The sequence below is a fragment of the Streptomyces speibonae genome, from assembly GCF_984686075.1.
Genome location: NZ_OZ480260.1, coordinates 7,979,661 through 7,994,599, shown reverse-complemented (window position 1 = coordinate 7,994,599; position 14,939 = coordinate 7,979,661). Strand labels below are relative to the sequence as shown.

11 protein-coding genes are annotated in these 14,939 nt (G+C 71.3%); 6 read left to right on the top strand and 5 right to left on the bottom strand.

The window, feature by feature from the left end; genetic code table 11:
* Nucleotides 1-42: 42 nt before the first annotated feature.
* Both AC5L3C_RS35705 and AC5L3C_RS35700 read left to right on the top strand, forming a co-directional pair.
* Entirely contained in the window at nt 43-1,743 is a 1,701-nt protein-coding gene (locus tag AC5L3C_RS35705; RefSeq protein ID WP_493654169.1) for an L-aspartate oxidase, read from the top strand.
* Nucleotides 1,744-1,796: 53 nt separating this feature from the next.
* Nucleotides 1,797-2,543: an SDR family oxidoreductase gene (locus AC5L3C_RS35700; RefSeq protein WP_493653224.1), complete on the top strand. Its 747-nt coding sequence runs from the start codon at nt 1,797-1,799 to the stop codon at nt 2,541-2,543.
* 24 nt (nt 2,544-2,567) lie between these two features.
* Here AC5L3C_RS35700 and AC5L3C_RS35695 read toward each other — a convergent pair whose 3' ends face one another.
* Nucleotides 2,568-4,076, bottom strand: a complete 1,509-nt coding sequence (locus AC5L3C_RS35695; RefSeq protein ID WP_493653223.1) for a PTS transporter subunit EIIC — start codon at nt 4,074-4,076, stop codon at nt 2,568-2,570.
* A gap of 223 nt (nt 4,077-4,299) precedes the next feature.
* Between AC5L3C_RS35695 and AC5L3C_RS35690 the strand changes: the two genes are divergently transcribed.
* From AC5L3C_RS35690 to AC5L3C_RS35675, 4 genes are all read left to right on the top strand, one after another.
* The gene (locus tag AC5L3C_RS35690) at nt 4,300-4,773 is read left to right on the top strand and encodes a carboxymuconolactone decarboxylase family protein (protein ID WP_493653222.1); all 474 of its coding nucleotides are present in this window, start codon (nt 4,300-4,302) and stop codon (nt 4,771-4,773) included.
* A 94-nt stretch (nt 4,774-4,867) separates the two neighbouring features.
* Complete coding sequence (locus AC5L3C_RS35685) at nt 4,868-5,350, top strand: nucleotide triphosphate diphosphatase NUDT15 (protein ID WP_493653221.1); 483 nt, start codon at nt 4,868-4,870, stop codon at nt 5,348-5,350.
* A 100-nt stretch (nt 5,351-5,450) separates the two neighbouring features.
* A complete protein-coding gene (locus AC5L3C_RS35680) occupies nt 5,451-6,653 on the top strand; it encodes a globin domain-containing protein (protein ID WP_493653220.1) in 1,203 nt (400 codons plus the stop codon).
* 176 nt (nt 6,654-6,829) lie between these two features.
* Entirely contained in the window at nt 6,830-8,035 is a 1,206-nt protein-coding gene (locus AC5L3C_RS35675; RefSeq protein ID WP_493653219.1) for a serine hydrolase domain-containing protein, read from the top strand.
* A gap of 41 nt (nt 8,036-8,076) precedes the next feature.
* Here AC5L3C_RS35675 and narI read toward each other — a convergent pair whose 3' ends face one another.
* From narI to AC5L3C_RS35655, 4 genes are read right to left on the bottom strand one after another with little or no spacing between them, the layout of a single operon-like run.
* Complete coding sequence (gene narI / locus AC5L3C_RS35670; RefSeq protein WP_493653218.1) at nt 8,077-8,844, bottom strand: respiratory nitrate reductase subunit gamma; 768 nt, start codon at nt 8,842-8,844, stop codon at nt 8,077-8,079.
* On the bottom strand, nt 8,841-9,509 hold the full coding sequence (gene narJ / locus AC5L3C_RS35665; protein WP_493653216.1) for a nitrate reductase molybdenum cofactor assembly chaperone: 669 nt from the start codon (nt 9,507-9,509) through the stop codon (nt 8,841-8,843). The genes narI and narJ overlap by 4 nt, the downstream gene beginning before the upstream one ends.
* A complete protein-coding gene (gene narH, locus AC5L3C_RS35660; protein WP_493653215.1) occupies nt 9,506-11,206 on the bottom strand; it encodes a nitrate reductase subunit beta in 1,701 nt (566 codons plus the stop codon). Before narH ends, narJ begins: the two co-directional genes overlap by 4 nt.
* A 1-nt stretch (nt 11,207) precedes the next feature.
* The gene (locus AC5L3C_RS35655; RefSeq protein WP_493654167.1) at nt 11,208-14,891 is read right to left on the bottom strand and encodes a nitrate reductase subunit alpha; all 3,684 of its coding nucleotides are present in this window, start codon (nt 14,889-14,891) and stop codon (nt 11,208-11,210) included.
* Between the last annotated feature and the right edge of the window lie 48 nt (nt 14,892-14,939).

The window sequence follows — 14,939 nt, the reverse complement described above, 5'->3', positions numbered from 1 at the left end:
ATCGGAGCAATCGTGGCTGCCACCGAACAAGGTCTTTCCACCATGGTGCTGGTGATCGGCACCGGCGGCGCCGGCCTGCGGGCGTCCATCGAGCTGGCCGAGGCCGGCGTCGATGTCCTGGCCGTCGGCAAGCGTCCCAGGCAGGACGCGCACACCTCGCTCGCCGCGGGCGGGATCAACGCGGCTCTGGCCACGATGGACCCCGGGGACAGCTGGCAGCAGCACGCGGCGGACACGCTGAAGGAGAGCTATCTGCTCGGCGACCCCCGCACCGCCGAAATCGTCACGCGGGGCGCCGCCCGGGGCATCGACGACCTGGAGCGGTACGGCATGGCGTTCGCCCGGGAGGAGGACGGCCGCATCTCGCAGCGCTTCTTCGGCGCGCACACCTTCCGGCAGACCGCCTTCGCCGGGGACTACACGGGTCTGGAGATCCAGCGCACGCTGATCAGGCGCGCGGACCAGCTGAACATCCCCGTGCTCGACGGTGTGTACATCACCCGGATCCTGACCCACGAGGGTGCCGTGTTCGGAGCCTACGGTTTCGGTCTCCTGGACGGCACGCGGTACCTCATCCATGCCGACGCCGTGATCCTCGCGGCGGGCGGCCACACCCGCATCTGGCGGCGCACGTCGTCGCGGCGGGACGAGAACACCGGTGACTCGTTCCGGCTCGCCGTGGAGGCCGGTGCCCGGCTGCGCGACCCGGAGCTGGTGCAGTTCCACCCGTCCGGGATCATCGAGCCGGAGAACGCGGCCGGCACCCTGGTCAGCGAGGCCGCGCGGGGCGAGGGCGGCATCCTGCGCAACGCGCTCGGGGAGCGGTACATGAGCCGCTACGACCCCGAGCGGATGGAGCTGTCCACCCGCGACCGGGTCGCCCTGGCCTCCTACACGGAGATCAAGGAGGGCCGCGGCACGCAGAAGGGCGGCGTGTGGCTCGACGTCTCGCACCTGCCCCGGCAGACGATCATGCAACGGCTGCCCCGGGTGTACCAGACCCTGCTGGACCTGCAGATGCTGGACATCACCCGGGAGCCGATCGAGGTCGCGCCCACCGCGCACTACTCGATGGGCGGGGTCTGGGTCCGTCCGCAGGACCACAGCACCGACGTCCGCGGTCTGTACGCCATCGGTGAGGCGTCGAGCGGGCTGCACGGCGCCAACCGCCTCGGCGGCAACAGCCTCATCGAACTGCTGGTCTACGGCCGGATCACCGGCCGGGCGGCGGCCGCCCACTCGGCGTCGCTGACCGCGCATCCGCGGTCGGCGGCGGCCGTGGCCGAGGCGCGTGCGGAGGTCGACGCCCTGCTGGCCGCGGACGGGCCGGAGAACGTCCGCGCGCTGCAGCGTGCCCTCCGCAACACCATGACCGAGCACGCGGGCGTCGTCCGTGACGAGCGGGGTCTGCGGGCGGGCCTGGCGGAGCTCACCGCGATCGAGAAGCGCATGGAGGACATCGGCGTACATCCCGACATCGCCGGGTTCCAGGATCTCGCGCACGCCTTCGACCTCAGGTCCGCGGTGCTCTCCGCCCGGGCCACGCTCGAGGCGGCGCTGGAGCGCCGGGAGACCCGTGGCTGCCACAACCGCAGCGATCACCCGGAAACGGATCCGGCGCTGCGGGTCAATCTCGTCTGGTCACCGGCGGCCGGCATCACTCGCGAGGACGTCGCGCCCATTCCGGAGGAGATCTCCTCCCTGATGGCGGACGTGTCGACCGACGGCAAGCTCGCCGAGTGACGCGAGAAGAACACACCAGGAGAGAAGCACACCCCCGAGAGAGGATTTCCGTCATGAAGGTCGTGGTGATCGGCGGTACCGGGCTGATCGGTTCGAAGCTCGTCGAAAAGCTGACGGCACAGGGACACGAGGCCGAGCCGGCCGCGCCGGGCACCGGAGTGAACACGCTGACCGGTGAGGGCCTGGCCGAGGTGCTGCGGGATGCCCCGGTCGTGGTCGACGTGTCGAACTCGCCGTCGTTCGCGGACGACGCGGTCATGGAGTTCTTCCGCACCTCGACCGGCAACCTCCTCCGGGAGGAGGCGGCGGCCGGTGTGGCGCACCATGTCGCGCTCTCCGTGGTGGGCACGGACCGGCTCCAGGAGAGCGGCTACTTCCGTGCCAAGCAGGTACAGGAGGATCTGATCAGGGAGTCCGGCATCCCCTACTCCATCGTCCACGCCACGCAGTTCTTCGAGTTCATGAACGGCATCGCGGATCTGGCGACCGAGGGTGACACCGTGCGGCTGTCCTCGGCGGGGATCCAGCCCATGTACTCCGACGACGTGGCCGCGGCGGTGGCCCGTACGGCCCTCGGGGAGCCCGTCAACGGCGTGGTGGAGGTCGCGGGCCCCGAGGCGTTCCGGCTGGACGAGCTGATCCGCGAGGTGCTCTCCGCCGGGGACGATCCGCGTGAGGTCGTCACGGATCCGCGGGCCACGTACTCGGGGGCGTCCCTGGAGGAGTCCACGCTGCTTCCCGGTCCGGGCGCGCAGCTGGCCGAGACCCGGTTCGCCGACTGGTTCGCGCGGCAGAAGTGAGGCCGCGGCGGCGGCTCCGGAAGCTCAGGCGCCGAACCGGCCCGCGGGGGCGGGCGGCCGTTCGTCCGCCGGGGCGCCGGGGCCGGCGTCGAGTTCCCGGCGCATGGCCGGGGTGAAGCCGAACCAGTAGGTCGCGAGGAAGCCCGCGACATAGCCGACGAGCAGGCCCACGGCGTACACGGCGACCGTCGGCCCGAGGCTGTGGCTGCCGTCGAGGAGCGGGAAGAGCGCCCAGCCCGAGGGGCCGATCGCGGTCGATCCGACGTCCGTGCCCAGCTGGTTGAGGAGGCCGACGAAGGCTCCGCCGAAGGCGCCGCCCGCGCAGGCCGTGACGAACGGGCGTCCCAGAGGGAGCGACACCCCGTAGATCAGGGGCTCGCCGACTCCCAGGAAGCCGGGCCAGAGCGCGGACTTGATGGTGGTCCGGATCGAGGTGTTGCGCGGCAGCCGCAGGTAGATCGCGAGGGCCGCGCCGACCTGTCCCGCACCCGCCATCGCGAGGATCGGCAGCAGGACGGTGAAACCGGCGCCCTCGATCAGCGTGGTGTGGATGGGGATCAGGGCCTGGTGCAGCCCCAGCATCACCAGGGGCAGGAAGAGTCCGCCCAGGAGGAATCCGGCGCCCGCGCCTCCGTGGGCCAGCAGCCAGTCGGCGGCATCGCCGATCCAGGTGGACACCGCACCCGCGAGGAACATCAGTCCGAACAGGGTCGCCAGTCCGGCCACGAGCACGGTGACGGTGGGCGTCACCAGGACGTCGACGGCCTCGGGGACCCGGCGACGGCACCGCTTCTCCACCTGCACGCCGAGCCACGCGGCGCCCAGCGCGCCGAGCACACCACCCTGTCCGGGGGAGAGCTGACGGCCGAAGGCCTCCACGTCGGCCACTCCCGCGTAGACGACGACCGACGCGACGGCGCCGCCGAGGACCGGGGTGCCGCCGAACTCCTTGGCCGTGTTGAGGCCGACGAAGACGGCGATGAGGGCCATGAACCCGGAGGCGATGGCGGCGAGGGCGGGTGTGACCCCCGGCAGCCATCCCAGGTTGACGAGGAGACCGTTCAGGCCCGCGATGATGCCGCAGCCGATGAGCGCGGGGATGAGCGGGACGAAGATGTTCGCGATCCGGCGCAGCAAGAGCTTGAGCGGTGTGGCGTTGCGCGCCTTGCGTTCCGCCCGGAGCGCGGCCCCCTGTGCCGCGAGGGACCCGGCCGTCACGGGGTCGGGCCCGTCATCGGGGGCGGTGGCCACCGGTGCGGCGGCCCGCGCCCGCTCCGTCTCGACCAGCGCTTCGAACTCCGGGGTGACCCGCGCCACCGTGCCCGGTCCCAGCACGATCTGGTAGGTGTCGTCCTCGACGACCCCCAGGACGGCGGGAAGCGCCGTGAGCTGTTCGTCCCGGACGAGGGACCGGTCGCGCAGTCCCAGTCGCAGCCGGGTCATGCAGTGGGCCACGGACGCCACGTTCCCGGCGCCTCCGACCAGCGGGAGGATGGCGGCGGCGGTGGCCTGATGCTTGTTCTCTTCGCTCATGGTGCGGTCGTGCCTTGCTGTGTCGTGGGGGGGTGGCGCCGAGCGGCCCGCAGGTCCGAAATTTTCTTTCGGCGTACCGCTCGGAACTGAAAGGTATTTTCAGTGATCGCGGGCGTCAAGTGTCCGGCCACATGCGACCCAGGTCACACCCGTCCGCTGTCACACTCGCCCGGGCGTTCCGGTCATCAAGGTGTCTTCCCCTACGGACCAGAAGGACCACACCGTGGACGCTCGCATCAACCTCTTCGGCAACGCCCTCGCGGGCAAGGTGCTCAAGCACATCAACTCCGCGAACAAGGCGGTGCACGACTCGCCGCTGCCGGTCGCGACACAGGAGCTGGTCAAGATCCGCGCCAGCCAGATCAACGGCTGCGGCTTCTGCACCGACATGCACACCAAGGACGCCGCCGCCGCGGGAGAGACCCAGCTGCGCCTCAACCTGGTGGCCGCCTGGCGCGAGGCCACGGTCTTCACCGAGGCCGAGCGCGCCGCCCTGGAGCTGGCCGAGCAGGGCACCCGCATCGCGGACGCGGCCGGCGGCGTCACGGACGCGGCCTGGGCGAACGCGGTTGAGCACTACGACGAGGACCAGCTCGCCGCGCTGATCTCGCTGATCGCCATCATCAACGCCTACAACCGGATCAACGTCATCAACCAGCAGCCGGCGGGTGACTACCAGCCGGGCCAGTTCGACTGAACTCCCCCACGAACGGCGGGTCCTGGACCGTCCACCACGGACGGCGCAGGGCCCGCCGTTCGTGCGCGGCGGGGCCACGGTGTGGAATGGCCCGGTGCAGAGAAGTGAACCGGGCGCCGAGCGCCCCGAACGAGCCCGCCCCCTGCCCCACAGCCTGACCGGTGTCGGTCTCGCCGTCCTCGACCCCGCCGGCCGCGTCCTGCTCGGCCTCGGCCACGACGGCCGCTGGGAACTCCCGGGCGGCAAGGTGGACCCCGGGGAGGACTTCGAGACGGCGGCCGCGCGGGAGCTGACGGAGGAGACCGGACTCTCGGTCCCCGCGACGTCCGTGCGGATCCTGGCCGTTGTGGTGGACGGGCTGCGCGGTCTGACCCGGGTGACGGCCGCGGCGGTCGCCGAGGGAGCGGCCGGCACGCCCGTGGTGACCGAACCGGACAAGATCGTGCGCTGGGAGTGGTTCGCGCGCGCGTCGGTGCCGTCCGCGCTGTTCGGCCCGTCGGCCTCGGTCCTGGACTGTCTGTGGCCCGAAGAGGAGCGCCGGGGCGCGGCGGAGGTGCGCCACTACCCGGTCCGGTGACGTCGCGGAGATCACACCCCCCAAATAAGAATCTCAAATACCAATTATCTAGGATGCTCCTGCGCGCGATCACCGAAGCATTCAGTCAAGGAGTCAGCGGATGCTCTCCACCCAGTCCATCCCCGTCGTCCGGGCGACCCTCCCGGCCGTCGGGGCCTGCCTCGGTTCCATCACCGAGCTGTTCTACCGCCGCATGTTCGAGGAACGCCCGGAGCTGCTGCGCGACCTCTTCAACCGCGGCAACCAGGCCAGCGGGGCCCAGCGCGAAGCCCTCGCCGGTGCCGTCGCGGCGTTCGCCACCACACTGGTGGAACGGCCCGGCGAGCGTCCCGATGCCCTCCTCGGGCGGATCGCCCACAAGCACGCCTCGCTCGGTATCACGCCCGACCAGTACACCCTCGTGGGACGGCATCTGCTGGGCGCCGTCCGTGAGGTGCTGGGCGACGCCGTCACCCCCGAGGTGGCCGCCGCCTGGGACGAGGTGTACTGGCTCATGGCCAACGCCCTCATCGCCATGGAGGCACGGCTGTACGCCGAGGCGGGGGTCGAGAACGGTGCCGTCCGGGACGACATGGAGATCGCCGACCGCGTCGAGGAGTCCGTGGACACCGTCTCCCTCGAACTGCGCCGGCCCGACGGACTGCCCACCGAGCCGTTCCGGCCCGGCCAGTACGTCAGCGTCCAGGTCGAACTGCCCGACGGGGCCCGGCAGATACGCCAGTACAGCCTGTCCACGGCCCCCGAGCGCAAGACGTGGCGCATCACCGTCAAGCGGGAGCGCTCCGCCGACGGGCGGGTGCCCGAGGGCGAGGTGTCGTCGTGGCTGCATGCCCACGCCCGCCCGGGTGACATCGTGAAGGTGTCGCGGCCCTTCGGCGACCTCGTGCTCCCCGAGGGCGACGGCCCCCTGCTGCTCGCCTCCGCCGGCATCGGCGTCACACCGATGCTGTCGATGCTGGACCACCTGGCCAACGCCTCGGCCGAGCGGCACGTCACCGTCGTGCACGCCGACCGCTCCCCCGCCCACCACGCGCACCGCACGGAACTCGACGACCTCGTCAGCAGGCTCCCCAACGGCACGCTGCACCTGTGGTACGAGGACCCGCGGGAGCTGGAGGCACCCCATGTCGGCAAGGGCCTGACGGACGTCACCCGGCTGGCCCTGCCCGAGGACGTCACCGCCTTCCTGTGCGGACCGCTGCCCTTCATGCGGGCCGTCCGCGGTGACCTGCTCACCCTGGGTCTCAGCCCGAAGGACGTCCACTACGAGGTGTTCGGCCCGGACCTCTGGCTCAGCAAGTAGCCCCGTGCTGCCACGCCACGGGGCCTGACTGAGCCGCCGGTGGACTACGATGCGATCATGGCCGCCCCGCCGCCTCGGAGAACCTCACAACTAGCCTTGTTACAAGGGTAGTTGACGGAGTTTCACCCTGGGCTGCGGGGCGTGCGCGCCGATCCCCCCACATCACAAGGACGCGGATGCGCATCAAAGACCTGAGCATGACGCTCGCCGGTTCCACCCTGATCGTCACCCTGGCGGCCTCGCCGGCCCTCGCCGACGGCACGTCCCTGCCCGACCCCGGCACCGCCGCCGTGAGCGCCGTGCACCGCACGGCCCTGGACCAGGGAGCACCGGGAGCCCTCACCCGCATCGACGAGGGCCACCGCAGCCACCACGTCGCCACCGGGGAGGCGGACACGGCCGCCCGCACGCCGATGGACACCGGCCGCCGGTTCCGCGTGGGCAGCGTCAGCAAGACCTTCACCGCGGTCGTGCTGCTGCAGCTCTTCGCCGAAGGACGCGTCGAACTCGACGCCCCGGCCGACCGCTACCTGCCCGAGCCGCTGCCGGACGGGCGCATCACCGTGCGCCATCTGCTCAGCCACCGCAGCGGGCTGTACGACTGCACCGACGACATGTTCCAGCAGACGGTGCCGGGCTTCGAGGCGGTCCGCAACAAGGCCTTCAGCTACCAGGAGCTGATCGACCTCTCCACGGCACACCCCCTGAACAACGCGCCGGGCGCCGCGTACAGCTACTCCAACACCAACTTCGTGGTGCTGGGCCGGCTCATCGAGCACACCACCGGCACCCCCGTCGCCACGCACTACCAGCAGCGCATCGTCGCGCCGCTGCGGCTGCGCGACACCTCGTACGTCCATCCGCGCACGTCCCTGTCCGGCTCGTACGCCCGTGGCCACCTGCGGGCGGACGACACCACGCTGCCGCTGGTCGACTCCACCGAGCAGACCGTCTCCTGGGCCCAGTCCGCGGGAGCGGTCATCTCCAGCGGCGAGGACCTCAACCGGTTCTTCACGGCACTGATGTCCGGACGGCTGCTGCCGGCCGAGCAACTGGCGGACATGACCGCCATGGTCCCCGTCTCCGCGGACGGGAAGCAGTCCTACGGGCTGGGGCTGCGGGGCCGCACCCTGTCCTGCGGCACCACGGTCTACGGCCACACCGGCACCGTCCAGGGGTACTACACGTACGCCTTCACCACCCGTGACGGCGCCCGCAGCATGACGTCCCTGGCCAACACCTCCAACAACGGAACCGTCAACGCCACGCTCGGCGGCACCCTGGAGGCCTCCTGCTGCGGCTCCGACGCGGCCGGCGCCCGGCGCGCCGCCTCCGTCGCACCGGTCACCGAGGACATCGCCCCGCAGGTCGCCCGCGACTGACCCGCCGGGCCGCCCCGGCCCGACACCCGTCCGGCCGGGATCTACCGGATCCGCTCCCAGCCGCGGTGCGGGGCGCGGGTGCCGAGCCGGGCGTCACGGCTGCGGTAGACGATGTAGGGGCGGGTGAGATAGCCCAGGGGTGCCGTGAGCATGTGGACGAGCCGGGTGAAGGGCCAGGCGGCGAAGAGCAGCAGGGCGCTCAGGGCGTGCAGCTGGAAGAGGACCGGGATGCCGGTCATCAGGTCCGGGTCGGGCTGCAGGTAGAAGATCGAGCGGAACCAGGGGGAGATGGTCTCGCGGTAGTTGTAGCCCCCGCCGACGAGGTTGGCCGCGACCGTCGCGGCCAGGCCCAGCACGATGGTCACCGTCAGGGAGAGGTACATGGCCTTGTCGTTGACCGTGGTGGCCGAGAAGACGGGGCCCACGGTGCGCCGCCGGTAGATCAGGATGGCCAGTCCCCCGAGGGTGCAGATGCCCGCGGCGGTGCCGAGGGCCACGGCGAGGACGTGGTAGGTGTGCTCGCTGATGCCCGCGGCCTCCGTCCAGCTCTCGGGGACGACCAGTCCGCCGATGTGCCCGACCAGCACCAGCAGGATCCCGAAGTGGAACAGCGGGCTGCCGATGCGCAGCAGCCGCCGTTCGTAGAGCTGCGAGGAGCGGGTGGTCCAGCCGAACTTGTCGTAGCGGTAGCGCCAGATGTGTCCGAGGATGAACACCGCGAGGCTGATGTAGGGCAGCACGACCCACAGCAGGATGCCGCCGGTGCCGGACTCCACCGCCAGGGTGACATGCTGCTGGGACGCGGTCATCGGGGACCTCCGGCGGGCGGGACGGGCGGGTGGTGCGGGGGCGCGTAGGGGTCGAGGCCCACCTGTTCCCCTGGCGGGCCCTCGGCGGCGAGCCGGGCCACCGCCGCGCGTTCCTCGCCGGCGAGCGCGGGCAGGGTCGCGGAGACGGAGCTCAGCAGCTCGGCCCAGGGGGCGCGGTCGTCGTGGAGGGCGAGACGCAGCAGTTCCAGGCCCGCGCGGTGCTCGGTGAGCAGGCGCAGACCGGTCTCCGGGTCGGTGGCGGCGAATTCCAGGACGACGGCGAGGTGGTCGGGCAGTTCGTCGTCGGTGAGCCGCCATCCGGCCCTGGCGTAGGTCTGTTTCAGCCGCACCAGGGCGAGGCCCCGTTTGCGGGTGTCGCCATGGGCGTAGTACGTCAGGTACGGGCAGCAGCGTTTGCGGTGGTCGAAGGTGGCCACGTAGGCGGCGGCCAGGGCGTCGGTGCCGGTGTCCTCGGCGTGCCTGACGAAGCGGAGCAGGGGGTCGCGCACCTCGGCGGGCAGCACGGGCGCGGCCCGCCGGGCCAGGGAGAGATGGCCGGGCTGGTCGTCATCGGGGTAGCCCAGGAGCAGGGACTGCAGCTGCCAGGCGTAGGGGTGCCAGGGCCGGACCCGGTGGGCGGGCCTGAGCTTGAACGTGTTCCTCATGGCTTCGGCTCGACCTCCCCGCCGCTGTCCGGGCCCTCGCGACGGTCCCTGTCGCCGGGCGGGAAGAGGCCGGGCGGGCTGCCCTTGCCGTCCCAGTTGAGGAGGTTGACGCGGGCGGCCCGGTCCTCCGGGGCCGCCGGATGGTCCGAGAGCTGGCGGTCGCGCAGCGCGCGGTAGTTCTCCACCGCGATGGGCGAGGCTCCGCCGGACGCCTCGCCGAACGGGCCGGAGCCCCCCATGCCGGGGCCGCCCTCGTAGTCGAGGCTGCACTCGGTGGCCAGCTCCTCGAGCTGGTGCGCCTGTTCGGCGTGCGCGGTCGGGATGACGTACCGCTCGTCGTACTTGGCGAGGGCGAGCAGCCGGTACATGTCGTACATCTGCTCCTCGCCCATGCCGACGGTCTCCGGGATGGAGGGGTCCGGTTCGCGGCCGAGGTTGATGTCCCGCATGTACGAGCGCATGGCGGCCAGACGCCGCAGTACGGCGTCGACGGGCGCGGGGTCGCCGGCGGTGAACAGCTGGGCGAGGTAGTCGACGGGGATGCGCAGGGCGTCGACGGCGGCGAAGAGGGTGCGGTGGTCCTCGGCGTCCCGGCCGGTGTCGCGGACGGCGTCGACGACCGGGGACAGCGGCGGAATGTACCAGACCATGGGCAGGGTGCGGTACTCGGGGTGCAGCGGCAGGGCCACCCGGTAGGTGTTGATCAGGGCGTGGACCGGGGAGCGCCGGGCGGCCTCGATCCAGTCGCGGGGGATGTCCGCCCGCTCCGCCGCGGCGATCACCTCGGGGTCGTCGGGGTCGAGGAAGACCTGCCGCTGCGCCTCGTACAGGTCCGTGTCGTCGGGGGCGGAGGCGGCCTCCAGGACCCGGTCCGCGTCGTAGAGGACGAGGCCGATGTACCGCAGGCGGCCCACGCAGGTCTCGGAGCAGACGGTGGGCAGTCCGACCTCGACGCGCGGGAAGCAGAAGGTGCACTTCTCGGCCTTGCCGGTGCGGTGGTTGAAGTAGACCTTCTTGTACGGGCAGCCGGTGACGCACATCCGCCAGCCCCGGCAGCGGTCCTGGTCGACGAGGACGATGCCGTCCTCCTCGCGCTTGTAGATGGCGCCGGAGGGGCACGAGGCCGCGCAGGACGGGTTGAGGCAATGCTCGCAGATGCGCGGCAGGTAGAACATGAAGGTCTGCTCGAACTCGAGCTTGATCTTCTCCGACACCTGGTTCAGGAGCACGTCCTTCTCGCCGTGCTGCGCCGATCCGCCGAGGTCGTCGTCCCAGTTGGCCGACCAGGAGATCTTCATGTCCTTGCCGGAGATGAGGGACTTGGGGCGGGCGACGGGCGTGTGCTCCTGCAGCGGGGCGTTGGTCAGGGTCTCGTAGTCGTACGTCCAGGGCTCGTAGTAGTCGTCCAGGGACGGCAGGACGGGGTTGGCGAAGATGGTGATCAGCTTCTTGAAGCGGCCGCCCGCCTTGAGCGTGAGCCGCCCCTTCTTGTTGAGCTCCCAGCCGCCGCGCCACTGCTCCTGGTCCTCGTAGCGGCGGGGGTAGCCCTGTCCGGGACGGGTCTCGACGTTGTTGAACCACACGTACTCGACGCCGGTGCGGTTGGTCCACGCCTGTTTGCAGGTGACCGAGCAGGTGTGGCAGCCGATGCACTTGTCGAGGTTCATCACCATCGCCATCTGGGCCATCACGCGCATGTCAGTACTCCACCTCCTGGTTCGAGCGGCGCCGGATCACGGTCACCTCGTCGCGCTGGTTGCCGGTCGGGCCCAGGTAGTTGAAGGCGTACGACAACTGGGCGTAGCCGCCGATGAGATGGCTGGGTTTGATGAGCAGGCGGGTGAGGGAGTTGTGGATGCCGCCGCGCCGGCCGGTGGTCTCGGTGCGGGGGACGTCGATGAGCCGGTCCTGGGCGTGGTACATGTACACGGTGCCCTCGGGCATGCGGTGCGAGACGACCGCGCGGGCGGCCACGACGCCGTTGCGGTTCACCGCCTCGATCCAGTCGTTGTCCTTCACCCCCACCTTCGCCGCGTCCGGGGTGCTCATCCAGATGTGCGGGCCGCCCCGGGACAGGGACAGCATGAAGAGGTTGTCCTGGTACTCGGAGTGGATGGACCACTTGTTGTGCGGCGTCAGATAGCGCACCGTGACGCCGAGTTCGCCCGTCTCGCCGAGGCGTGGCTCGTCGAACAGCGCGTGCATGTTCAACGGTGGCCGGTACACGGGGAGTTGTTCGCCGAGGGCGGCCATCCAGTCGTGGTCGAGGTAGAAGTGCTGACGGCCGGTGAGGGTGTGCCAGGGCTTGGACCGCTCGACGTTGACGGTGAACGGCGAGTAGCGCCGGCCGCCGGTCTCCGAGCCGGACCACTCGGGCGAGGTGATGACCGGGACGGGTGCCGTCTGGGTCTCGGCGAAGGTGATCCGCTTGCCCTCGTGCTCGGCCGCCAGATCGGCGAGCCGGGTGCCGGTGCGGGCCTCCAGGGTGCGGAAGCCCTGGGTGGCGAGGTGTCCGTTGGTGGTGCCGGACAGGGCGAGGATCGCCTCGCAGGCGTGGGAGTCGCGGGCGACCGAGGGCCGGCCGTCGGCGGCTCCGCCGCGCACGGTGCCGTTCTTGTGCCGCAGGTACTCCAGTTCGCGCTCGACCTCGAAGGTGACGCCCTTGGTGGTGGCGCCCAGGGAGTCCAGCAGGGGGCCGAGGGCGCCCATCTTGTCGGCGATCGCCCCGTAGTCGCGTTCGACGGTGATCAGTTTCGGCATGGTGCGGCCGGGTACGGGGTCGCACTCCCCCGCCTTCCAGTCCCGCACCCTGCCGTGCGGGGTGGCCAGCGCGTCGGGGGTGTCGTGCAGCAGGGGCGCGGCCACCAGGTCGGTGCGGACGCCGAGGTGCCCGTCCGCCTGTCGGCTGAACTCCTTGGCGAGGGTGTGGAAGATGTCGAAGTCGGTGCGGGTCTGCCAGGGCGGGGCGATGGCCGGGTTGAAGGAGTGCACGAAGGGGTGCATGTCCGTGCTGGACAGGTCGTACTTCTCGTACCAGGTCGCGGCCGGCAGCACGATGTCGGAGAAGACGGTGGTGCTGGTCATGCGGAAGTCGAGGGTCAGCAGCAGGTCGAGCTTGCCCTCGGGGGCCTCCTCGCGCCACACCACGTCCCGGGGGCGGGCGTCGGGCGGGGCCTCGGTGGCGCGCACCGAGGAGTCCGTGCCCAGCAGGTGCTTGAGGAAGTACTCGTTGCCCTTGGCCGAGGAGCCCAGCAGGTTGGCCCGCCAGACGGTGAGCACCCGGGGGAAGTTCTCGGGTGCGTCCGGGTCCTCGCCGGCGAACTTGAGGCGTCCCGCCTTGAGTTCGTCCACGACGTGGTCGCCCGCGGTGCGGCCCGCCGCGGCTGCTTCGTCGGCCAGGTCCAGCGGGTTGCGGTCGAAGGTCGGATAGGAGGGCATCCAGCCCATCCGGGCCGAGGCCGCGATGACGTCCGCCGTCGACTTCCCGGCGAACGGGCCCCCGGCCCCGGCCGCGGCGAGGGTGTCGGCGGAGAACGGGTCGTAGCGGAACTGGTCGCTGTGCAGGTACCAGTAGGCGGTCTGGATCATCTGGCGGGCGGGGCGGTTCCAGTCGGAGGCGGTGGCGAGCACCGAGTAACCGGTGATCGGACGGACCTTCTCCTGGCCGACGTAGTGCGCCCAGCCGCCGCCGTTGACGCCTTGGCAGCCGGTCAGGGTGGTCAGCGTGAGAAACGCCCGGTAGATGGTGTCGGAGTGGAACCAGTGGTTGGTCCCCGCCCCCATGACGATCATCGAACGTCCGTGTGAGTCCTCGGCGTTGGCGGCGAACTCGCGGGCGATCCGCGCCGCGCGGTCCGCGTCGACGCCGGTGATCGCCGCCTGCCAGGCCGGGGTGTACGGCTCGCCCGCGTCGTCGTAGCCGGTGGGCCAGGTCCCGGGCAGCCCCGGGCGGGCCACGCCGTACTGGGCGAGCAGCAGGTCGTACACCGTCGTCACCTGCCGTCCGGCCACCCGGCGCACCGGGACTCCCCGGCGCAGCCGTGCGGCGCTGCCGTCGGGGGCGTCGAAGCGGGGCAGGGTGACGGCGACGGCCGGTTCGTCGCCGCCCTCGGCGGACAGCAGGGGGCGCGTTCCGCCGAGGTCGAGGTTCCACTTCCCGGCGCCGGACTCGCCGAAGCGGTCGCCGAGGGTGCCGTTCGGCACCACGGGCCGGCCGGTGGTCCCGTCCAGCAGCACGGTGCGGAACTCGGCGTGTTCGGCCTGCGCGTGCTCGCCGCCGAGGTCGGCGGCGGTGAGGAACTTCCCAGGGGTGTACGCGCCCGGCTCGTCCTCGCTCTCGTCGAGCGTGACCAGGAAGGGCAGATCGGTGAACCGCCGGACGTAGTCGGCGAAGTACGGGGTCGCCCGGTCGACGAAGAACTCCCGCAGGACCACGTGTCCCATCGCCATCGCCAGCGCGCCGTCCGTGCCGGGCTGTGCGGGCAGCCACTCGTCGGCGAACTTCACGTTGTCGGCGTAGTCCGGGGAGACCGCCACCACCTTCTGCCCGCGGTAGCGGGCCTCGGCCATCCAGTGGGCGTCGGGGGTGCGGGTCACCGGCAGATTGGAGCCCCACATGATCAGATATCCGGCGTCCCACCAGTCCCCTGACTCCGGTACGTCGGTCTGGTCGCCGAACACCTGCGGCGAGGCGACGGGCAGGTCGGCGTACCAGTCGTAGAAGGAGAGCATCACCCCGCCGAGCAGGGAGTAGAAGCGGGCCCCGGCCGCGTGGGAGACCATCGACATGGCCGGGATCGGGGAGAACCCGGCCAGTCGGTCCGGGCCGTGCTCCTTGATGGTGTGCACATGGGCGGCGGCGGCCATCTCCGCCGCCTCCGCCCAGGTCGCCCGGACCAGTCCGCCCCTGCCGCGGGCCCGTTTGTAGCGGCGGGAGCGCTCGGGGTCGGAGACGATGTCCGCCCAGGCCGCCACCGGGTCGCCCAGCCGCGCCTTGGCCTCGCGGTACATCTGCAGCAGCACCCCGCGCACATACGGGTAGCGCACCCGGGTCGGCGAGTACGTGTACCAGGAGAAGGCCGCGCCCCGGGGGCAGCCGCGCGGCTCGTACTCGGGGCTGTCCGGGCCGACGGACGGGTAGTCGGTCTGCTGGGCCTCCCAGGTGATGATGCCGTCCTTGACGTACACCTTCCACGAGCAGGAACCGGTGCAGTTGACGCCGTGGGTGGAGCGCACCACCTTGTCGTGCGACCAGCGGTCGCGGTAGAACTCGTCCGCCTGCCGGCCACCCTTGCGGTGCAGCGTGCGCCGGTCGGAGGAGATCTCGGCGCGGGTGAAGAACCGGCGGGTGCCGACCAGCGCCTGAGTCAGCTCACCGTCCAGGCCCGGCGGCCCGCTCTCCCGGCCCGTTCCTGCTGCTGGGGGACTCGC